Raw genomic sequence first — 19,874 nt, forward strand, 5'->3', positions numbered from 1 at the left:
AAGTGACCTCGACAGGATTCAAACCTGTAACCTTCTGAGCCGTAATCAGATGCGCTATTCAGTTGCGCCACGAGGCCTTAATGCGGGTGCAAATATAGGAAATTATGTTTATCTTGCAAATCAATTTCTAAATTAAATGTAATAAAAATGTCAATAGAAAAGTACATCCGTGATATTCAGGACTTTCCAAAACCCGGAATTGTTTTTAAAGATATAACGCCTCTTTTAGCTGAACCGGAAGCTTCAAAAATGTGCTTGGAGCTGTTACTCAATGGTTTGCCTGATGTAAAAATTGATAAGGTTGTGGGAGTGGAGAGCAGGGGATTCTTTTTTGCCACACTTTTGGCCTATAAACTAAATGCCGGTTTTGTTCCGGTAAGAAAGCCCAAAAAACTTCCGTTTACGACGATTTCGGCAACTTATGATTTGGAATACGGACAGGATACGTTAGAAATCCATACCGATGCCATACAAAAAGGGGATAAGGTACTCATACACGATGACGTACTGGCTACGGGCGGAACGGCAAAAGCAGTATGCGAATTGGTAGAAAAATTAGGCGGTGAGATAGTACAGTGCAATTTCCTGATGGAACTTACATTCCTTAACGGGCGGGAAAAAATCAAACAATACGATATTTTTTCTCCTTTAAAGTATTAATCCAACGCATGGATAGTGACATAGTATTTCCAGGCTATAATCGCTTTTTGAAATTTGGTTGCCTTTGCCAAATCCAAACCTTGTTTGGTGTAGTTGGGCAATAGCCATTTATTTAGTTTTGCTAATATCTTAAACATCACTTTTTATCTTAAAGATACAAAAAAAGCTGTCTATTGACAGCTTTTTTTATTTGTTTTCTGGTTATCTGTTTCTTTCCTCTTTCTCCATTAGAGCTTCAATTTGCTTGGCATACACTTCCATTTCTTTTTCATAGACCTTCATTTTTTTCTCAAATTCGGCCATTTGTTTTTCAACATCTTTAGTGTAGGTAGCTTCTATCTGTGCGGCAAATTTTTCCATAGCTTGTTCGAATTTTGCTATATCGCCTTCTTTTGCATCCATTTCGGCTTCGAATTTTGCTATCTGCTCTTCAAATTTTTTCCACTCTGCACTATTTTCATCATACTCGCTAGTTGGAGGTGTTGGCGGCGCAGGCAATTGCGGGAATGTTGGCGCATTGGGTAATGCTGGCACATTTGGCATTGTTGGAGGAACAGGAGGTATTGGCATTGCAGGCATTCCTGTCTTATATGTCAAAGCTACTGGCGACGAATTGTTTTTGAATTTACCGTAAACGGTTGGCGTATTAAAGCTTCCGTAAACAGCCGGCACATTTGAAACAACTACCTTATTGTCTTCTCTGCTTAAAAGGAAAGGTTGGATGGGTTCTTTACCTTTTAGGTAGGAGTCACCGGAATTACCGTTTTTATCCTTATAAGTTGTTTTGATAGCAACAATTTCCTTGTCTGAATTTCTTTTGATTTTGGAAAATTTCAGGTCAATTCCGTGATTGTTCTTAAAGATTTTTGACTGTGCTTTCAAATAGTCATCAGTAGAGTTTTTATCGACTCTGACTTCATAATTGCTTGTCTGTTGCTCCTGAACTTTTCCGTCTTCTTTTTCCTGTGCAATAGTTTCTACCTGGAACTGAAGCATAAAGACTGTCAGCAATGGCAATACGATGGCGTACTTCCACGAATTCCTTTTTTTGGATTGATTTGTGTTTAACATAACGATTCGTTTTTTGATTAATGATTGAAAAAAATGATTAGTAATTGGAATGCAGTGATGAGGTGCACTTACTTTTAATAATGTTTTCTGATAAATTATACGGTCCGGAACGGCTTTTAAAGCTGTTGAATCGGCAATAAATTCTAAATTCTGAACGATAGCTTTTTTATGTAGCCAGGCAAAAGGATTAAACCAAAATGCGATACAGAACAACTGGCTTAAAATCATATCTGCAGAATGCATTTGCGAACTGTGTACCTTTTCGTGTTCCAATATGTTTTCCAGCTCTTCTTTTTTAAAGTGATTCGAATTGTAGACGATATAATTGAAAAATGAAAAAGGTGATTGTATCCTGTCAGTATCCACAAATTTGAATCTTCCGTGAAGCTCAACAGTCTGGTTGCGGAAAATTTTTCGCAAGCCCCAAAAATCTTGGATAAATTTCCCCAAAAAGAAAAACATTCCTATAAGATATACGCCAACTATAACATACAGCCAGTTGATTTCAAAGGCTGGTTCTTCAACCATAAGCGGCTCAGTAGTTATAACTGAGTTTTCTGATACCGTATGTAAGGGTGAAGATAATCCGGCTTCAGCATTAGGAATAGCATCAAAAGCAATGGGTTCTTTTACTGTTTCAATTGGAGCATAATTTACTGTGGCAGCAGGTTCAACCCAGATTGTCTTTACAAAAATTATCTTTGGCAAAAGCAATGAAGTTATTATTCCGGCCAAAAGGAACCATCTGTTGGCAGTAAAGAAAGTCTCTTTCCTAAGCAAAAAATAATAGGCTAAGAAAAATACGGCCAATAGGGCTGACGCTTTTGCAAAATATAGGATAAAGTTTTCCATATTTATTTCTTTTTTTCAATCATGTCTAAAATTTCGCGTAGCTCATCGGCAGAAATTTTTTCTTCCTTCGCAAAAAACGAAACCAGATTTTTATAGGAACTGTCAAAATAATTATCAATTGCGGTTGTCATAAAACGCTTTCTGTAATCTTCCAACGCTACAATAGGATAATACTGGTGTGAATTTCCAAAAGCAGTATGCCCAACAAATCCTTTTTCCTCCAAAATCCTTACTATAGTAGATAATGTATTGTAATGTGGCTGGTCTTCCTTAATTTCAGCCATTATCTCTTTAACGAAAGCTTTTTCCAGCTTCCATAAAATTTGCATTACTTCTTCTTCTTTGTTTGTTAACTTCTGCATCTTGTTCCTTTTTAATGGTTTTTCTCCTGAATAATTTTTTAAATCCTATTCAGGAGATAATCCATATCCTAACTCTAACAAGACAAATGTATAACTAATTTTTTAGTTAACAAACTATTTTCTTAGTTATTTAACGTAAATTTTAGTTTTTTATTGTAAGGCTATCAAAAAGGAACACACAAAAATAATGATTTATGTGTCTTAATTGTTTGAAAAACAAAAAGATGGTTTTAAGAGTATTTTGTTGATTTGCAACTTTACGAACAATTTTTTCACGCAAAGGCGCAGAGTCGCAAAATGGATATACAAAATGATTAAAGTCTAACTTTTCATGTCTTCTTTCATTTTATAGAGAAGCTTTAAATCGGTGTAATTTTTTTAAATCTGTGGCTGGATAAAAAGTGATACTAAGGTTCTGAGGCGCTAAGTTTATGTGTTGTATATATAAAATAGAAAATTATTGAAAATAGATTTTTTCACTTTCTTTCCTATCGTATAAACTTCCCGATAGTGAATAAAATCAGCTTATTTGTTTTGTGTAACTATTCTTTTCAGATACAATATGCTGGCACAGGAGAGGAGTCCTAAAAACCCCATTACCAACCAGTTTGTCGCATAGCCGTAGCGGGAAATAATTCCTAACCCCAATTTGGCGCTTGTAATATGTGCCAGGCTGAAACTCATGGTGAACAGGGCCATATAACGTCCTTCATGTCCTTTTGGAGCCCGGCTCATAGCAAAAGAGTTGGTAAATGGAAAATTCAGTATTTCTCCAAAGGTCATAAAAAGCATGCTGACAATCAGTATGCCAGCCCAATTGTCAAAAAGCAGTACAAAAAAGCTCACGCTTAACAGAAAGGTACCCCATAGTATGAGCTTCAGACGATTGACCTGTTTTCTTTCGAGTGAAGTCACCATCGGCATTTCCAAAAAGAATATAAGCAGTCCGTTTAACGACATAAGCAATCCGGTTTGGAATTCTGTGATATGATACCATTCGGAATGGTATAGCGGCAATGTTGAGAACAGCTGTAAGAAAATCAGGGCTGTTAAATAGCTTCCGAAAAGGAATATCCAGAAAGGACCATCCCAAAATACAGATTTTACAACCGCTTTTTCAGCATCCTCATGGTCTTGATGGGTAGCTAGTTTCTTTTCTTTCACCAATGTAGCAAAAATCAGTATGGAAATAATACAGGAAGCACCATCAACCCAAAATAAGCCTTTGTAGCCAATTCCCATGATAATCAGTCCTCCCAAAGCCGGACCGGCGGCAAAGCCTAAATTGACTGCAAGTCGGACCAGTGAAAAAGCCCGGGTTCTGTTTTCGGGTTTGGCATACGCTCCCAGAGAAACATACATGGCCGGACGAAACATATCTGCGATAAGCATAATACCAAACATGGCAAAACACATTCCTGTAAATGAAGTGACAAACTGCACAAAAATTAGCAGCAGACCACTGGTGAGCAGGCTGAAAATCATTATTTTGTAAAAACCAATCCTATCGGAAAGCTTTCCGCCAATCCACGAACCAATCATTGACCCTAAACCAAAAAAGACCATAACCGTTCCAATGGCGTCATAGTCAAAATGTAAGTCTTCTTTCATATATTTCGAAAGGAATGGAAGAACCATTGTTCCTGTTCTGTTGATGAAAGTAATAAGTGCCAGTATCCAGATTTCTTTAGAAAATCCCCGAAAGGAATCTATATAGCGCTTGAAGGCCGTATGGAGCATCAGATAGTCAATTTTTGACACAAAGTTACAAAGTTTGCTTCCCTTTTTTTGGAAAGCGTAATCGATAATTTTGCTTATTTTTGCATAAAAATTGAAATTCATGAAAAGCTTCCTCAACCTGCTGTTTTTATTGGTGTCGACCGTTTTGTTGGCGCAAAAAAGTTTTGATAAAGAAGCTGTTGTTGCTTTCCAGAAAGAATTAAATGCGGAATATGCCGACTCGGTAAAAAGTCCCTTGCTAAAGAAAGATTTGAAAACGTTTAAGGCTTTGGATTTTTATCCCATAAACGAAAAGTTCTCCGTCAATGCAAAATTCATAAGAACTCCGGACGAGAAACCTTTTGAAATGCCAACGACTACCTCCAGAAAACCCATTTATGTGAAATATGGTGAAGCCCATTTTTCGATAGACGGGAAAAAGTTCAAGGTAAATCTTTACCAAAGTCTGGATTTGAAAAAAATAGAAGAATATAAGGATGCATTGTTTTTGCCTTTTACAGACCTGACTTCCGGAGTTGACAGCTATGGAGGCGGAAGGTATATTGATTTGAAAATACCACAAGGCGATACAATCTCTATTGATTTTAATACGGCGTATAATCCGTATTGTGCCTATAATCATAAATATTCATGTCCGATTCCTCCACAGGAAAATGACCTTGCGATTGAAATTAAGGCAGGAGTGAAAAAATTTAAAAAATAAGCTTTGTTATACAATCTCCATACGCATAAATTCTCAAACCATCCCGGTTGTCTGGAATTGGTCAATCAATATCCGCAGGAATTCGATGCGTCCATTCCGTTGTATTCGATAGGGATTCATCCGTGGTGTATTGTAGCGGATAGGGTTGAAGATGACCTTGCCATTATAGAAGAAAAAATACAGACTTCCAATTGTCTGGCTGTTGGCGAATGCGGACTGGATAAAAGAATTGAAATTCCGTTTAGCCTGCAGGAACAGGTGTTTAGAAAACAATTGGCATTGGCTCAAAAATATCAAAAACCGGTGGTTATCCATTGTGTAGCATCGTTTCAGGAATTAATAGCCATCAGGAATGATGTAAAGATTACGGTTCCGATGATTATCCACGGATTCTCAAAAAATGAACAATTGGCCAGACAATTGCTGGACAATGGTTTTTATCTTTCTTTTGGTAAATATTTGTTGCGGAACCCGGAATTGGAATCGGTTTTTAAAAATGTTCCGGATAATCGTTTTTTCCTGGAAACGGATACGATTGAAGAAACAATAGAAGAGGTATATGCCGTAGCTTCGAAGTACAAAGGCAAAAATCCTGAAGATTTGCAGGGAATTGTAGAGCAGAATTTTAAAAATGTTTTTAAAAAATAAGTACAAAAATAAATTATAGAAAATGGCGCAGTGGACAGAAAGAGCCGAATTGTTGTTCAAAAAAGAAGGTCTTGAAAAATTAAAGAATTCCAACGTATTGATTGTTGGAGTAGGTGGTGTAGGGTCTTTTGCAGCTGAATTTATTGCCAGGGCGGGTGTTGGAAAAATGACAATTGTTGATGGTGATGTTGTTGACATTACCAATATTAACCGTCAGCTTCCCGCATTGCATTCTACCGTGGGCAAGCCAAAAATTGATGTGGTTGGTGACCGTCTGATGGATATCAATCCGGAATTACAGCTAACCAGAATAAAAGAGTTCCTTTCGCCGGAAAGGGCTTTTGAGATTGTTACGGATGAATTTGATTATGTGATGGACTGTATCGACAGTATAACACCAAAATTAAACCTGATTATTGCTTCCAAACGAAAAAAAATAAAAATTGTCAGCAGTATGGGCGCCGGAGGCAAAATGGAAGCAGGTAAAGTAAAAGTAACCGACATCAGTAAAACCAAAAACTGCTATCTGGCAAAGGCTGTTAAAAGAAGATTGAAAGAAGCCGGAATCGATAAAGGCGTGAAAGCTGTTTATTCCTATGAAATCCAGGACCCGAATAGTTTGAGAATGACAGACGGTTCCAACTTCAAAAAATCATTTTACGGAACCAATAGCTATATGCCGGGATTATTTGGGCTTCATGCGGCAGAAACGGTAATCCGATACCTGTTGAAGAAAGAATAAGAACTAAACTACTCAAAACACACAACACAACAATGATAAAAACTGTAATTTTTGACATGGACGGCGTTATCGTGGATACGGAACCCGTTCACAGATATGCCTATTTCCAGCATTTTGATGAACTGGAAATTTCTGTAACCGATGACCTGTTTGCTACTTTTACCGGAAACTCTACACGAAATGTTTTCCAGAAACTAAAGCATGCTTTTGGTCTGGACCACGATGTCGAGGATTTGATACAGAGAAAGAGAAATATTTTTAATGATGCCTTTGATACTAAAAAAGACCTTCATCTTATAGAAGGAGTTGAGGATTTGATAAAAGACCTTTATCAAAACGGTATTCAGCTCATTGTTGCATCATCGGCTTCAAAGGTAACAATAGAACGCGTTTTTAACCGTTTTAAGCTGCATCAGTATTTTTCGGATATTGTGAGTGGTGAAGATTTTCCGAAGTCAAAACCGCATCCGGCTATTTTTGAATATGCGGCTTCTTTAGCAATAGGAAAAAAAGACGAATGCATTGTTATAGAAGACAGTACCAACGGAGTTGAAGCTTCGGTTGCAGCAGGAATTTTTTGTATAGGTTACAGAAGCGCAAACACCAAGCTTCAGGATTTGTCAAAAGCAGACAGGATTATCAATCATTTTAACGAGCTAAACGCCGAAAAGATTAAGAATTTAAAGTAAAATAAAAATGGTTAAAACCGTAATTTTTGACATGGACGGTGTTTTAGTCGACACCGAACCGGTTCATTATGATGTGAGTTTATTGCAATTTAAAGATTTGGATATTACCGTTCCGGATGAAATGTACCACACTTTCACAGGAAATTCCAATAAGATGATTTATCAGAAAATCAAAGATAATTTTCAATTGGTTCATGAAGTAGAAGAACTGATTGAAGCCAAAAACAAACTTTTTATAGAGGCTTTTGATAAAAAGGAAGACCTGTATCTGATGCCGGGCGTTAAGGAACTTATTATTGATTTATACAATAACGGTATACAGCTGATAGTGGCTTCTTCTTCTGAAATGGCCATTATCAACAAGGTTTTTGAGCGTTTCGGATTGAATCCGTATTTCACGCACAAAGTCAGTGGTGAGGATTTTCCTGAATCCAAACCCAATCCGGCTATTTTCTTAAAAGCGGCTTCCTATTCAAAAGCGCCTATCAATGAATGTATTGTTATTGAAGACAGTACCAACGGAATTACGGCTGCTAAAGCGGCGGGAATTTTTTGTATTGCCTACAAGGGTGAAAGCGGAACAGGGCAGGACCAGTCGAAAGCAGATATGGTGATAACCGATTTCCGGGATTTGAATTTCGAGAAAATCAAAAATATAAATGCATAAAACAAAAGCAGTCGTTATCCGACTGCTTTTTTATATACTACCAGGCATCTTTCCCGTGCTTCCTTATGGTCGATTATTGGCCTGTAGTCCAATTGCTCAAACTCCGGAACCCATTTTCGGATGTATTTTAAATCTTTGTCAAATTTTCTAACCTGTTCGCTTGGGTTAAAAATCCGGAAATAAGGAGCGGCATCGACACCGCTTCCTGCAGCCCACTGCCAGTTGCCTATATTGCTGGATTGTTCATAATCCAATAGTTTTTCTGCAAAATACGCTTCACCCCAACGCCAGTCAATTAACAAGTGCTTGCATAAAAAGCTGGCCACAATCATTCGAACGCGGTTGTGCATGGTTCCTGTAGCATTCAATTGCCGCATTCCGGCATCGACTATTGGATAGCCGGTAGTTCCTTCACACCAGCTTTGGAATTCGGTTTTATTGTTACGCCATTGGATATGGTCATATTTCGGACGGAAACTTTCTGTGACCGTGTTTGGAAAATGCCAGAGAATCTGCATGAAAAATTCCCGCCAAATCAGTTCATTTAAAAAAGTTTCTTTTCGGTGTTTGAGCGCTGTTTTTACAATCTTTCGGATACTGACAGCACCAAACCGCAAATGAGGACTTAAATGAGACGTGCCCTCTATACCGGGAAAATTACGGGTTTCGGCATAATTTTCAATTAGCGCGCTTGAAATATTATAGTCGGCAACTTTTATCCCGGATGCTTCAAATCCGATGTCTTTTAGTGAAAGATACGGATAGGAATGTTGGGCTATTTCAGCCAGTTTCTTTTCAGAAGGAAAGGATTCGGTAAGCTTTTCATTAAAGTTTTCTTTCCATTTCTTAGAATAGGGCGTAAACACAACATAAGGTTTGCCATCTTCTTTTATCACTTCTTCTTTTTCAAAAATCACCTGGTCTTTAAAAGTATGGAAGGCTATATTTTTTGATTTTAAAAATGCGCCAACTTCCGCATCCCGTTTTTGGGCATAGGGTTCATAATCGTGATTGGTGTAGACGGCATTTATCTCTGCATTTTCAGCAACCAGTTTTTTAAAAACGTCTATGGGGTCATCATGAAAAACAGCCAGTGATTTATGGTTTTGTTTTAGGATGGCCTGTATATTGTCCAGCAATGCGGAAATAAAAGTCACGCGGGCATCATCTTTAGGAAGTTCACTAAGGATGTTTTTGTCAAATATAAAAACAGGAAGTGTGGCAGCGTTTGATAATGCCTCAAACAATGCCCTGTTATCTTCTAAACGTAAGTCACGTCTGAACCAGAATATATTCATGATTTAGGATTTAAATTCGCCAAAAATTTCGATGAGTTTTTTACGCCGGTAAGCAAAGATTTCATCCAGCTTTGGCTTGACCATAAAGGGATGTGCCAATTGGCCCAATAGGCCCATAGGCAATTTATAATGAACAATATCTTCCATTTCAACACCGCCCGGAATCGCTTTTAGAAAATGTTTGTGGTGCCAAAAGGCATAAGGCCCGAAACGTTGTTCGTCAACAAAGAATTTTTGTTCCTGAACATGTGTGATTTCAGTAACCCACTGCATTGAAATTCCAAATAGCGGAGTGATTTTATAATGGATAATCTGCCCGGCAAACATCTCCTTTTCATCACCCGAAAGCGTCTTGAATTGCATGGATTTGGGAGTGATTATTTCCAGATTCTTAGGATTGGAAATAAATTCCCAGGCCGTTTCTATTGAAACAGGAAGTTGTTGTTTTGTATGTAATGTATATAATTTCATACTACAAAAATACAATATTGTTTAATTTAAATTTAATTATGTTAAACAAAAAGCTATTTTTTCTTGGTTTTATTTAACATTTAAATGACTTGAAATTATTAAATTCGCAAAAATCAAAACCTAATAATTTATTATGAGAAAGATAGTTATTGCCGCAGGATTACTTTTAATCACATTGACGGCCAATGCTCAAGTAAAAACGTCTCAGGCAAGCCCGAAATCTGACATCACTCAGGTAGTCGGATTAACAGATGTACATATTGAATATTCCCGCCCCAGTGCAAAAGGAAGGGCTGTTTTTGGAGATTTGGTTCCTTTTGGAAAAACATGGAGAACCGGAGCCAATGGCAATACTATAATCACATTTAGTGAAGATGTAAAAATAGGAGGGAAAGACCTTCCAAAAGGAAGCTACAGCCTTTTTACGGTTCCAAGAGCAGACTCATGGGATGTTATTTTCTATAAAGACACCAACAACTGGGGATTACCGGCAGAATGGAATGAAAATAAGGTAGCTTTAAGAACAAGCGTTAAGCCGGAAAATCTGAACAGAAATGTTGAAACTTTTACCATTGCGGTAAACGGAATCAGCAACGATTCAGGAAGCCTGGAAATTTCATGGGAAAAAACGCTTGTAGCCGTTAAGTTCGATGTTCCTACGCAAAAAACAGCTATGGCAAGTATCGAATCTACTTTGGCAGGACCAAAAGCAGATGATTATTTTGCTTCAGCACAATATTTTTACCAGTCAAACGGTGACATGAACAAAGCCCTGACTTGGGTTAATGCTGCTATCGAGAAAACAAAAGGAGAAGCTCCTTTTTGGTACCTGAGACAAAAATCATTAATCCAGTCTAAACTGGGAGATAAGAAAGGTGCTATCGAAACAGCGAAATTATCTTTGGCTGCTGCAGAAAAAGCAAACAATGCTGATTATGTGAAAATGAACAAAGACAGCATCAACGAGTGGAGCAAAAAATAATTCCATAAACACAAACAAAAAGCCGATTGCATTGCAATCGGCTTTTTTTATGCTTTGATTTCTTTAGAATTTTTGAAATACTGAAAACTTACGGAAATAATGATGGTAATGACAACTCCTATAAAGTTGAGCCATAAGTAGCTCAGTTTTTCTTTGCCCGGAGGAAAGATGTATATCGCAAAATAATAAATTACGAATATGGCTATCTGGCTGAATACGGCTGCCCAGAATACGGCCTGTGCCCTCACATATTTAATATAGAAGGCAACCAGGAAAATACCCAGAATAGTACCATAAAATATAGAACCAATGATGTTTACAAACTGAATCAGGTTTTCAAATAAGGTTCCGAAACAGGCAAATAAGATGGCAATTACGCCCCAAAGCAACGTAAAGCCTTTAGAAGCACGAACAAAATGGGTTTCAGATTTTTCCGTTTTTATGTTTCGTTTATAGATGTCGATTACGGTTGTCGAAGCCAACGAGTTGATTCCGGCAGCTGTCGAAGACATGGCTGCACAGATAATCACTGCCAGTAACAAGCCGACAAATCCTTTTGGCAGGTAGTGAATTATGAAATGGATAAATACATAGTCACTGTCTGTAGTCTTATTCTTTTTATTGGCTTTGCTAATCAGGACTTTGGCCTGTTCACGAATTGTTTTTTCTTTTTCTGCTAAGGCAATAATCCTGTTTTTGAGTACCTTATTGTCTGTTTCTATATTCAGTTGATTGACATAAGCCAGGGTCACTTCCTTTTTCTCAGCAGCAATATCAACCAATTGGTTTTCCAGTTGCTTGTAATCACCGGCATATACTGATTTTTCAATACTTGCCTTACTGTTCGGATTAAAGTTAATCGGAACCGACTGGAATTGGAAAAAGACATAGACCATCACCCCGACCAAAAGAATAAAAAACTGCATCGGTACTTTCAAAAGTGCGTTAAACACAAGTCCCATCTGGCTTTCTTTTACAGATTTGCCTGAAAGATAGCGTTGTGCCTGCGACTGGTCTGTTCCAAAATAGGAGAGGGCTAAAAACAAACCCCCTGTGATTCCGGTCCAGACGGTATATCTTTTTTCTTTGTCTAACGAAAAATCAAGGATATTCATCTTGTCATTTACGCCGGCAATCTGTAATGCATTATTAAAGGAAACTTCTTTAGGAAGCAGGCTCAATATGATGAAAAAGGCAATGAACATCCCCGACATGATGATAAACATCTGTTGTTTTTGGGTAACGTTAACGGCTTTTGTACCGCCTGTCATCGTGTAAATGATAATCAGTATACCAATAATGATATTCATCAGGTTCAGATTCCAGCCCAATATGGATGACAATACGATGGCGGGTGCATAAATCGTGATTCCGGTTGAAAAGCCTCTCTGAATCAGGAACAGTATAGCAGCAAGAGAACGTGTTTTAAGGTCAAAACGCTGTTCTAAAAACTCATAGACCGTATAAACTTTAAGTTTGTGGTAAATAGGTATGAAAGTGATACAGATGATTATCATCGCCAACGGCAATCCGAAATAGAATTGCACAAACCCCATACCATCATTAAATGCCTGTCCGGGAGTGGAAAGAAAAGTAATGGCGCTGGCCTGGGTTGCCATTACGGAGATTCCTACAGTATACCATGGCGTTTCGTTGTTGCCCAGTATATAATCCTGTACGTTTTTGCTGCCCCGCGTTTTCCATGCGCCATAAAAAACGATGAAAAAAAGCGTAATGATTAAAACTACCCAGTCAATTGCCTGCATTTATGAAAAATATTGCATTATAAAATAAAAAATCAGAATGTACAGGGCATTCATTACAAGCACCAGGGTGTAATTTCTTTTCCAGCTTCTTAATTTCTTTTCTTTCATTAATTTATGATTTGTCCTTTTTTCCTATAGAGATAAGATTGGTAAACAGCTTAAACGCTCCCGGAACTCCGGCCGGAAGTTCGCGGAAAAAGCTTAATCCTGTGTAAATATAATATCCTTTTCCGTAATTTGCGACTAAAAGGCTTCCTTGTTTTTCAGTTTCTCCTAAATCTTTCATACCCAATATAGGCGTAAATTCAGGAGCCCATTTGTCAGGAAAATACAATCCTCTTTCCTGAACCCAACCCTGGAAATCAGCTTCTGTTATTTTATTAGGATGGTTTAATACCGAATGCGTTGCGTTTAAAAAAGAAACTTTTGCATTTTCATCCGTCACCCTGTCACTGGAAATATTCAATTCGTAAGGAGAAAAATCAGGAACGTTAAAGCCGTTAAATCCACGTCTGCCGGAAGTATTATACTGTACGACCATAGTCCCCCCATTTTTAACATAATCTAAAAGATAACGCTGCTTGAATTGAAGGTCGGTAATAACATTATACGCCCTGATTCCCATAACAATGGCATCAAATCCGGACAAAGCCGTTTCCGTAATCTCAGCAGGTTTTATAATACGTACATCATAGCCAATCTGTTTCAGGCTTTGCGGAATTTCATCTCCGGCTCCTTCGATATAGCCGATAACCTGTCCGCTTTTTTTAATATTTAATCGGACAACCGAAGCTTCAGACGGCATCAGTACCGATTGTTTCGGGATGTGGTCGTATTGGATGGTCGTTAATTTCTGCGTATATTTTTGTCCGTCAACAGTAATTACCGGAGCAATGATGCCTTTATTTTCATAGGAAGGCGGTGTTACGTTAAATACCACAATCTTTTCATCGTTTTTCATCGCGATGTCAAAATCGATTTTGTCAGGAGAAACAGTCCAGCCTTGAGGAACCTGCAGGCTGATGTTTCCTTTTAAGTTCGCTTTTCCGGATTTTACCCTTACGGAAATCGGTTTTGTTTTGGAATCGGAGAAAATGGTGACCTCATCAATTACCGTTGCCGTGGCTTCCGGCAATACTTCAAAAGGTTGGTAGATTTCGCCTTTTTCCGGGTCGGAAATTTTATAGACAATTTCTCTGTAGATGTCCAGTGGTTGTCCGGCAATTTTAAGGCTCCATTTTAATTTGAGCTTTTCAGAATCCGGTCGTCCTATCATGGCCCTGTCTTTGACGGTATACATTCCCAATGTTCCTTTTTCATTTAGCCAATACGGAGAAGTGTAGGGAGTAGAGGCAAGCGTATGTAATTTTTTTTCGGTCTTGAACGGTTTGTTCTTATCCAGTTTTTTTCCTTGAATGATTCCATTTTCAGGATTATTAAGGAAAGTCACGGCAACCAGTTCAACATCCTGTGCGCCCTGGTTTACGGCTTCAAGCTTTAAAGTAAAATCGCTGTCCGGATTTGTGCTTTGTTCTGAAGAAACACCTTCAAAAAACAATCCTGCCGAAGCCAGGATAATATTTTCCAATTCCTGTTTTTTGATAGCCCTCCAATGTTCGTCATCCAGTTTGCTGACTAATTGATAGGCCTCGATTAATTTCGGGATATGAACAGACGGGTCTTTGAAATTGAAATGCGCCTCAATATCGTTCAGGATTTTTCCAATAGCTTCGCCTCCTTTTACTCTTGACCAGGTGGTATTGATGCCTTCAAACAGGTTGTTTTTATCTTTAGCCAAGTCGCCTTTTAGAAATTCAAGATATTCCATTTCATCTCCACGCGTTCCCATAGTACCAAAACCCTGGCATTTGTGCTGGCTTCGACTCAACGCGGCTATTTCGCCATTGCTTTTACCCTTAATTCCAAAATAAACACCGGCATTGATAGTGGCCATTTTGCTTTTATCGGCCTGTGCGAATTTTTCTTCGGAGCCGTAAAACCACCATGAGGTATTAAAAAATATTCGTTTTGGCTGCCAGGTTTTTAAGGAAGAAAGCTGCTCCGGAAAACTGTTTTTATTTCCGGCAAGGTCAAAAGCTTCCATGCTTAACATGGCAGAAGCAGTGTGATGTCCGTGTGTGGTTCCCGGGCTTCTGTGGTCAAAACGGTTAATGATAATATCAGGTTGGAATTTTCGGATGGCTAAAACTACATCGCTCAACACCTGATTCTTGTCCCAAATAGAAAAAGTTTCGTTAGGCTCTTTGGAAAAACCAAAATCGTTGGCACGTGAAAATAGTTGTTCACCGCCGTCAATTCTTCTCGCTGCCAATAGTTCCTGTGTTCTTAAAACGCCAAGCAATTCGCGAAGTTCAGAACCAATCAGGTTTTGTCCGCCATCTCCCCGCGTTAATGATAAATAAGCGGTTCTGGCTTTTACTTCATTAGAAAAATAGGAAATCAGCTTGGTGTTTTCATCATCAGGATGTGCGGCTACGTATAAAACCGACCCTAAAAAGTTGAGTTTTTGTACCTGTTCGTAGATTTCGCCAGAGCTTAATTTTTGCGGTTTCTGGGCATTCACCGTACAGAATGAAAGAAGAAAAAGGATGAGGGAGTGGTAAGCAGTTTTTGGTATCATTTTGATTTTATGGAACTAACTTTCAAACTTACATAAAAAAGTAGAATTATAATCGTGTTCAATAAAAATTAAGATTTTCCTAATTTCTCTTTTTTAATGGAATAAAAAATTAAAGAAGTAAGAAAATGTGTAGTTTTTAAGTATTGGATTGTATTTTGATTTTTAGTTATTGTTAATGGTGTATGAGTAATGCTAAAATTACTAAAAAAGATTTATTGATTGTCTGAAACCTTTATGACTTTTTAAATCAGTGTATTTTTTAATTCGTAATAATTTGAGATTAAAAACGCAATTCAAATAATTCCTGTCAAAATCATCTTTTAGCTGCTATAAACTTCCCAAATAGTCATTAACATTTATTTTGGAGCTAATATATTATGCTCAATTGAAAATTTTAAGTATTGTTCTGCCAGCTCATCTAAATCTAATCCAGAATTTGCGTTTATACTATCTTTTAATTGAAAATTAATTGTATACGATATAAAGGGCTCTTTTGCAAACAGTTGTTTCTGTTTTTTATCTAATGGCTGAATTGCTCTGTAGATTTTTAGTGCATCATAATTCTTCGCTTCAAAGGAAGTTTTTGAAATTGTTATTTCTTGTCTTTTAGGCAAAAAATTAAATTCTTTTTTCCATTCAACATATATTTCTTTGTTTTCTATACGCTTTTGCGAAAAATCCGTTTCATTAATAATATAGAAATAACTGAAAGTAAATGTAGTTAAATTAATAAGTGAATGTAATAGGATGGCTCTTTTGAGATTGAAATTTATTACAATCCACAATAAAATTGCTCCAAAACCAATTTGAAAAAAAATACTGTTAAATGCTAATAAAGAAGTAAAATCTGATACGTTGTAATGCATTACTCCAAAAAAGATGGTAGATACTATAAAAATAAAGTTATTTTCTTTTCCCTTGTTGATGATAAGAAGTAATAGAAATAATAAGAAAAGACTAAGATTTATGATATTAAAAAATATTATAACATACAGAAGTAGGATAACAAGGGATAAAATCTGAAGTTTCTTGATTTTACTAAAATATCCTCTAAAAGCTATTTCTTCAAAAACAGGAGCTATGATTATTCCAAAAAGCAATAATGTTAAAAAGGCTCCATTAATATCTTGTCTTGAATTAACATATTCGCCATCAAAAAAATATAAGATTAAACTTCCCAGCAAAAGACACCCTATTCCACTATATAATATCCAATTTTTAATTCTCACAGCAATATATTTTAAAGCAATTACCTTATCTATTAATTTTTAAAAATGATTTTTTCAAACAGCTTGATTTTAATAAATCATTTCACTACATGATTAAAAATTAGTGCTTTTCTGTTTGATAAGAAAATGGTTAGCTTCAATGTGTTATGGGAGTGTTGAAACACATTTTATTATGAAAAGAATACTATCCAAGAGGACAAAACTACGAAATTCACTGAAACTCTAAAATAAAATATTGCAAATAAGAATCAAAAAATAAAGGCGAATTAAAAAACTATATTGTTTCATAATTTTCCGGATGTGTTTTTTTTACTAAGATTTTAACTTTAACAATAAAGGAGAGCTGTTTGGCTCTCCTTATTTTATTAGTCATCATGGTGATGCTTGTGATGTTTTTTATGTTTTTTGTAATGCTTGTGGTCGTCATGATAGTGGTGAACTTCTCTTACGACAACCGGACGTGGTCTCGGTCCTCTGTAATATTTAACCTTATGGGTATTGAAATGGGCATAAGGTCTTGACCCATGATAATCTGTCAATACTACTTTATAACCGTTGTACAAATCATAATTACGGTATCGGGTTGGCAAATATCGGGCTCTTACCCAGGTTCCGTTGTTGATGTAGATAAAATTCGAGGCTCTGATATCGTAATAGGCTTCAATGTCAGGAAGATAATAATAATTTGCTTCTGTGTATCCAACCGGACCCCAATCCGGACGACTTCCGATACTTACATTAACAGATACTTGTGCTTCAAGCGTACCGGCCATTAAAAGGCCCAATCCTGCAATTAATACTTTTAGAGTTTTCATAGCGCTGTATTTTTAGGTTCTTCGTTGGAGAACAAAAACCAATAATGATGCCAGCACGATTTTTTTAAGAAATATTTAACTAATCGTAAGGTACGGTTTGCGGTTTTCCAAATTCAAAATTCGGCATTCCGAAATCGGTTGTTTTAAAAGAATTGGTTTGCATATTCCCACTGCCATCAATAGGAACACTAGGATAATACGAGAAAGAAAACTGAAAGGAATTGAACACCAGAAAGTCATTACTGATTATAACGCCAATGCCAATTTGGGAATAGGCTTTTCCTTTGTAGAGGTTGTTGTTTTCATTGCTCAGCAGGCCAATCGTATAGGTAAAGAAAGGATTAAAACGGAATCCTCCCAAATTCCAGGGTGAATAGGATTGGGTTTGCAGCGTTAACAATGCTTTTTTAGTACCCCGCAACTTATAGCTGCTAAAACCCGGTATGCCGTTTTCTTCATTGAGGTCTACCCGGTCTGCAACCGTAGGAAAGCGGTTGTTACCTATTACCAGTCTTGGTTTCACAAATTGCCTCAGCCTCCAATCGCCCAATTCAATAAGATTTGTAAAATAATTGGCCTCAACAGAAAAGACAGTTTGCTGTGTGATTGGCCCTCTAAAGAAGGTACCATATTCGACATTGGTACTAAAATAGCCCCATTTGAAATATTGCCCGAAAGAGAAGCGACCGCCCACATACAGTCGGTTGATGTGGTTTTTATTCTGATGGCCTACCGTGAGTGCATATACTTTTCCAATGGCAACGTCTTCTGTAATGCCGTAATTGAAAAGGTATTTATCCTGAATGAATTTTCGGGAAGTGATACCAAATCCCACCAGATAGAAATTTTCGTCAGAGAAATACTTTAGGCTGTCGTATTCCGGCGTAGGGAACTCGCTGTAATTTTTTCTCATGAACCGGAACGAAGTGATGAAATTGGTGGTTCGGTCTTCTTCGGAATTTCCTTTGAATATTTGGGTCGATTTTCCTACCCAGGCATCCTGGGTTCCCACTTTAAAATTTTGTGCCGCATAACGTCCCGTAGCGTCCGGTAAGGAATCAACCGTAAAATCCTGACCAATATAGACTCCGGCTCCCCATTTGGCAAAAGGAGAGAAGAAAGGACGGTCAACGGAAATACTTTTGGAGTAGTTATTATGCTCATCAACACGATAGGCGAGCGATGTCCGGATATAGGTATTAAGAATGTTAGGAATCGTATATCGCGTACTGACGGCACTCCTTCCATTGTCAAACCGCTGTCGGTAGGTATTATCCAATTCATGTCCTGTTCCTAAAAAATTTCGTTCCGTAAGCTCAAAAGTAGTCTTAGAAGTTGAGCCGGAAGCGTTAGGAATCAAACTCCAGGAATCCAACGCCCTGATGTAGATATCTACAGAATCAGCGTTTGTTCCTACCAATCGGGTAGTAAAGTCAACGCTTCGTATATATCTTTGGCTTCTGATTAAACGTTCGGATTCTTTGACGAGAAGTGAATCCAGTGGTCTGTTTTTTCGAATAAGCAACAGGTTTTTTATTGTGAGCTGGCGGGTTTTGATATGGACGTTATTTCCAAACCTTTCAAATCCGTTACGGGCTTTTTTAGTCGTATCTTTTTCCGAAAACCCAAAAGGATCAAGCGTTGTGATATAGATATTTCGGATAATTTTTCCTTCATACTTACTGTAGCTTTTAAGTACGACTTTATCCTTCTGCCTGTTTTTCGGTTTTTTTGAATCTACTGGCTTGAAAATAAGCTTATGGAGGAATTTGGTAAAACCTCTTTTTTTAGAATAGCGTTCAATGTCCCGATAGCCTTTCAGGGAATCTCTTTTCACGGGCTTTTCCTGCGCATGCGAATAGTGGCAGCAGCACAGAGTCAACAGGAGTAAAAAGAATCTGATTTTCTTAAGCATTGGGCAATTTTTACTATTTGGTATGACCTTGATTAGAGTGAAGTTACAAAATAGCATCCAGATTATGCTTATGTAAAGCAAAGTAAGATGCTAATCCATGAATTCCCGTTCCTCCCGTGTCGTATTCACAATAGAAACGCCCTTTTGTAGTAATAGATTGTTTGGATAGGTTACAAGTTCTCCTTCCTTGGTTCTCAAATAGGTATGGAAAGCCTTGATATCGTCAATTTCTCCTTCCAGCGGGAAATCCTTATCGTGGATTCTGATAGTATCACCAATTTTGAAAGGAAAGGAAAAAAACAATATTATTCCTGCCGTTATATTACTCAGAATAGACCATTGGGCGAAGAAAGCAACACCAATGATGGTAATGACAGAAGTAAAGGCAATGTAGATGTCGTTTGTTCGGACGCCCCAAATCATAAAGACACCGGCCAAAGTTATTGCCATAATAACAATGCTGATGTACTTGCTGACCAGAATAGCACGATGCTCGTTAATTTCTGCATGCTTGGCGTATCGTTTTATCAGGGTTGTAATAATAAAACGAATAATTGTTACGCAAACCAGCAGTACGATTGTGCTTACAATCTTTGGAGTATTTTCTTCGAAAAAGGACATTT

Annotated in this window: 19 protein-coding genes and 1 tRNA gene; 7 read left to right on the forward strand and 13 right to left on the reverse strand. The window is 37.5% G+C overall.

Annotation, left to right across the window (positions count from 1 at the left end; all coding sequences use genetic code 11):
* Nucleotides 1-3: 3 nt before the first annotated feature.
* Nucleotides 4-77 (reverse strand) — tRNA-Arg (locus ASG38_RS01430).
* A gap of 70 nt (nucleotides 78-147) precedes the next feature.
* On the opposite strand from ASG38_RS01430, the gene ASG38_RS01435 reads away from it, so the two are divergent.
* Nucleotides 148-660, forward strand: a complete 513-nt coding sequence (locus tag ASG38_RS01435) for an adenine phosphoribosyltransferase (RefSeq protein ID WP_056066084.1) — start codon at nucleotides 148-150, stop codon at nucleotides 658-660.
* On the opposite strand, the gene ASG38_RS01440 is transcribed toward ASG38_RS01435, so the two are convergent.
* The 4 genes from ASG38_RS01440 to ASG38_RS01455 form a co-directional block, all read right to left on the reverse strand.
* On the reverse strand, nucleotides 657-797 hold the full coding sequence (locus tag ASG38_RS01440; protein WP_056066087.1) for a hypothetical protein: 141 nt from the start codon (nucleotides 795-797) through the stop codon (nucleotides 657-659). The genes ASG38_RS01435 and ASG38_RS01440 overlap by 4 nt on opposite strands.
* Before the next feature lie 64 nt (nucleotides 798-861).
* Nucleotides 862-2,583: a M56 family metallopeptidase gene (locus ASG38_RS01445; protein WP_056066091.1), complete on the reverse strand. Its 1,722-nt coding sequence runs from the start codon at nucleotides 2,581-2,583 to the stop codon at nucleotides 862-864.
* A 2-nt stretch (nucleotides 2,584-2,585) separates the two neighbouring features.
* On the reverse strand, nucleotides 2,586-2,945 hold the full coding sequence (locus ASG38_RS01450; protein ID WP_056066092.1) for a BlaI/MecI/CopY family transcriptional regulator: 360 nt from the start codon (nucleotides 2,943-2,945) through the stop codon (nucleotides 2,586-2,588).
* Nucleotides 2,946-3,470: 525 nt separating this feature from the next.
* Nucleotides 3,471-4,685 (reverse strand): MFS transporter, encoded by a 1,215-nt coding sequence (locus ASG38_RS01455; protein ID WP_056066727.1) that lies wholly within the window; start codon nucleotides 4,683-4,685, stop codon nucleotides 3,471-3,473.
* 100 nt (nucleotides 4,686-4,785) lie between these two features.
* Between ASG38_RS01455 and ASG38_RS01460 the strand changes: the two genes are divergently transcribed.
* From ASG38_RS01460 to ASG38_RS01480, 5 genes are read left to right on the forward strand one after another with little or no spacing between them, the layout of a single operon-like run.
* The gene (locus ASG38_RS01460; RefSeq protein WP_056066096.1) at nucleotides 4,786-5,388 is read left to right on the forward strand and encodes a DUF1684 domain-containing protein; all 603 of its coding nucleotides are present in this window, start codon (nucleotides 4,786-4,788) and stop codon (nucleotides 5,386-5,388) included.
* 3 nt (nucleotides 5,389-5,391) lie between these two features.
* A complete protein-coding gene (locus ASG38_RS01465) occupies nucleotides 5,392-6,036 on the forward strand; it encodes a TatD family hydrolase (protein WP_056066099.1) in 645 nt (214 codons plus the stop codon).
* Nucleotides 6,037-6,058: 22 nt separating this feature from the next.
* Nucleotides 6,059-6,778, forward strand: coding sequence for a ThiF family adenylyltransferase (locus ASG38_RS01470; RefSeq protein ID WP_056066102.1), 720 nt, complete (start codon nucleotides 6,059-6,061; stop codon nucleotides 6,776-6,778).
* Between the two features lie 32 nt (nucleotides 6,779-6,810).
* Complete coding sequence (locus ASG38_RS01475) at nucleotides 6,811-7,467, forward strand: HAD family phosphatase (RefSeq protein WP_056066104.1); 657 nt, start codon at nucleotides 6,811-6,813, stop codon at nucleotides 7,465-7,467.
* Nucleotides 7,468-7,474: 7 nt separating this feature from the next.
* Nucleotides 7,475-8,134 carry an HAD family phosphatase gene (locus ASG38_RS01480; protein ID WP_056066107.1) on the forward strand — a complete coding sequence of 220 codons (660 nt, stop codon included), beginning with the start codon at nucleotides 7,475-7,477 and terminating at the stop codon, nucleotides 8,132-8,134.
* Between the two features lie 14 nt (nucleotides 8,135-8,148).
* Here the strand turns inward: ASG38_RS01480 and ASG38_RS01485 are convergent, their stop codons facing one another.
* Nucleotides 8,149-9,432 (reverse strand): deoxyribodipyrimidine photo-lyase, encoded by a 1,284-nt coding sequence (locus ASG38_RS01485; RefSeq protein WP_056066110.1) that lies wholly within the window; start codon nucleotides 9,430-9,432, stop codon nucleotides 8,149-8,151.
* Between the two features lie 3 nt (nucleotides 9,433-9,435).
* The gene (locus tag ASG38_RS01490) at nucleotides 9,436-9,903 is read right to left on the reverse strand and encodes an SRPBCC family protein (RefSeq protein ID WP_056066113.1); all 468 of its coding nucleotides are present in this window, start codon (nucleotides 9,901-9,903) and stop codon (nucleotides 9,436-9,438) included.
* 133 nt (nucleotides 9,904-10,036) lie between these two features.
* Between ASG38_RS01490 and ASG38_RS01495 the strand changes: the two genes are divergently transcribed.
* The gene (locus ASG38_RS01495; protein ID WP_056066116.1) at nucleotides 10,037-10,885 is read left to right on the forward strand and encodes a DUF2911 domain-containing protein; all 849 of its coding nucleotides are present in this window, start codon (nucleotides 10,037-10,039) and stop codon (nucleotides 10,883-10,885) included.
* A gap of 47 nt (nucleotides 10,886-10,932) precedes the next feature.
* Here the strand turns inward: ASG38_RS01495 and ASG38_RS01500 are convergent, their stop codons facing one another.
* From ASG38_RS01500 to ASG38_RS01525, 6 genes are all read right to left on the reverse strand, one after another.
* The gene (locus ASG38_RS01500; protein WP_056066120.1) at nucleotides 10,933-12,651 is read right to left on the reverse strand and encodes a sodium:solute symporter; all 1,719 of its coding nucleotides are present in this window, start codon (nucleotides 12,649-12,651) and stop codon (nucleotides 10,933-10,935) included.
* A 112-nt stretch (nucleotides 12,652-12,763) separates the two neighbouring features.
* The gene (locus ASG38_RS01505) at nucleotides 12,764-15,292 is read right to left on the reverse strand and encodes a PIG-L family deacetylase (RefSeq protein WP_056066123.1); all 2,529 of its coding nucleotides are present in this window, start codon (nucleotides 15,290-15,292) and stop codon (nucleotides 12,764-12,766) included.
* A 356-nt stretch (nucleotides 15,293-15,648) separates the two neighbouring features.
* The gene (locus ASG38_RS01510; RefSeq protein ID WP_162239635.1) at nucleotides 15,649-16,521 is read right to left on the reverse strand and encodes a CPBP family intramembrane glutamic endopeptidase; all 873 of its coding nucleotides are present in this window, start codon (nucleotides 16,519-16,521) and stop codon (nucleotides 15,649-15,651) included.
* 365 nt (nucleotides 16,522-16,886) lie between these two features.
* Nucleotides 16,887-17,336 carry a hypothetical protein gene (locus ASG38_RS01515; protein WP_056066128.1) on the reverse strand — a complete coding sequence of 150 codons (450 nt, stop codon included), beginning with the start codon at nucleotides 17,334-17,336 and terminating at the stop codon, nucleotides 16,887-16,889.
* A gap of 79 nt (nucleotides 17,337-17,415) precedes the next feature.
* Nucleotides 17,416-19,251: a hypothetical protein gene (locus ASG38_RS01520; RefSeq protein WP_056066132.1), complete on the reverse strand. Its 1,836-nt coding sequence runs from the start codon at nucleotides 19,249-19,251 to the stop codon at nucleotides 17,416-17,418.
* 90 nt (nucleotides 19,252-19,341) lie between these two features.
* Nucleotides 19,342-19,872: a mechanosensitive ion channel domain-containing protein gene (locus ASG38_RS01525; protein WP_056066134.1), complete on the reverse strand. Its 531-nt coding sequence runs from the start codon at nucleotides 19,870-19,872 to the stop codon at nucleotides 19,342-19,344.
* Nucleotides 19,873-19,874 lie beyond the last annotated feature (2 nt).

The organism is Flavobacterium sp. Leaf359 (assembly GCF_001423985.1).
GTDB classification, from domain to species: Bacteria; Bacteroidota; Bacteroidia; order Flavobacteriales; family Flavobacteriaceae; genus Flavobacterium; species Flavobacterium lindanitolerans.

Coding starts and splice junctions, on each gene's coding strand:
- ASG38_RS01460 (WP_056066096.1), top strand. CDS start 4,786: ATGAAAAGCTTCCTCAACCTGCTGTTTTTATTGGTGTCGACCGTTTTG.
- ASG38_RS01450 (WP_056066092.1), bottom strand. CDS start 2,945: ATGCAGAAGTTAACAAACAAAGAAGAAGAAGTAATGCAAATTTTATGG.
- ASG38_RS01490 (WP_056066113.1), bottom strand. CDS start 9,903: ATGAAATTATATACATTACATACAAAACAACAACTTCCTGTTTCAATA.
- ASG38_RS01505 (WP_056066123.1), bottom strand. CDS start 15,292: ATGATACCAAAAACTGCTTACCACTCCCTCATCCTTTTTCTTCTTTCA.
- ASG38_RS01520 (WP_056066132.1), bottom strand. CDS start 19,251: ATGCTTAAGAAAATCAGATTCTTTTTACTCCTGTTGACTCTGTGCTGC.
- ASG38_RS01440 (WP_056066087.1), bottom strand. CDS start 797: ATGTTTAAGATATTAGCAAAACTAAATAAATGGCTATTGCCCAACTAC.
- ASG38_RS01525 (WP_056066134.1), bottom strand. CDS start 19,872: ATGTCCTTTTTCGAAGAAAATACTCCAAAGATTGTAAGCACAATCGTA.
- ASG38_RS01485 (WP_056066110.1), bottom strand. CDS start 9,432: ATGAATATATTCTGGTTCAGACGTGACTTACGTTTAGAAGATAACAGG.
- ASG38_RS01475 (WP_056066104.1), top strand. CDS start 6,811: ATGATAAAAACTGTAATTTTTGACATGGACGGCGTTATCGTGGATACG.
- ASG38_RS01445 (WP_056066091.1), bottom strand. CDS start 2,583: ATGGAAAACTTTATCCTATATTTTGCAAAAGCGTCAGCCCTATTGGCC.
- ASG38_RS01500 (WP_056066120.1), bottom strand. CDS start 12,651: ATGCAGGCAATTGACTGGGTAGTTTTAATCATTACGCTTTTTTTCATC.
- ASG38_RS01435 (WP_056066084.1), top strand. CDS start 148: ATGTCAATAGAAAAGTACATCCGTGATATTCAGGACTTTCCAAAACCC.
- ASG38_RS01455 (WP_056066727.1), bottom strand. CDS start 4,685: ATGCTCCATACGGCCTTCAAGCGCTATATAGATTCCTTTCGGGGATTT.
- ASG38_RS01515 (WP_056066128.1), bottom strand. CDS start 17,336: ATGAAAACTCTAAAAGTATTAATTGCAGGATTGGGCCTTTTAATGGCC.
- ASG38_RS01470 (WP_056066102.1), top strand. CDS start 6,059: ATGGCGCAGTGGACAGAAAGAGCCGAATTGTTGTTCAAAAAAGAAGGT.
- ASG38_RS01495 (WP_056066116.1), top strand. CDS start 10,037: ATGAGAAAGATAGTTATTGCCGCAGGATTACTTTTAATCACATTGACG.
- ASG38_RS01480 (WP_056066107.1), top strand. CDS start 7,475: ATGGTTAAAACCGTAATTTTTGACATGGACGGTGTTTTAGTCGACACC.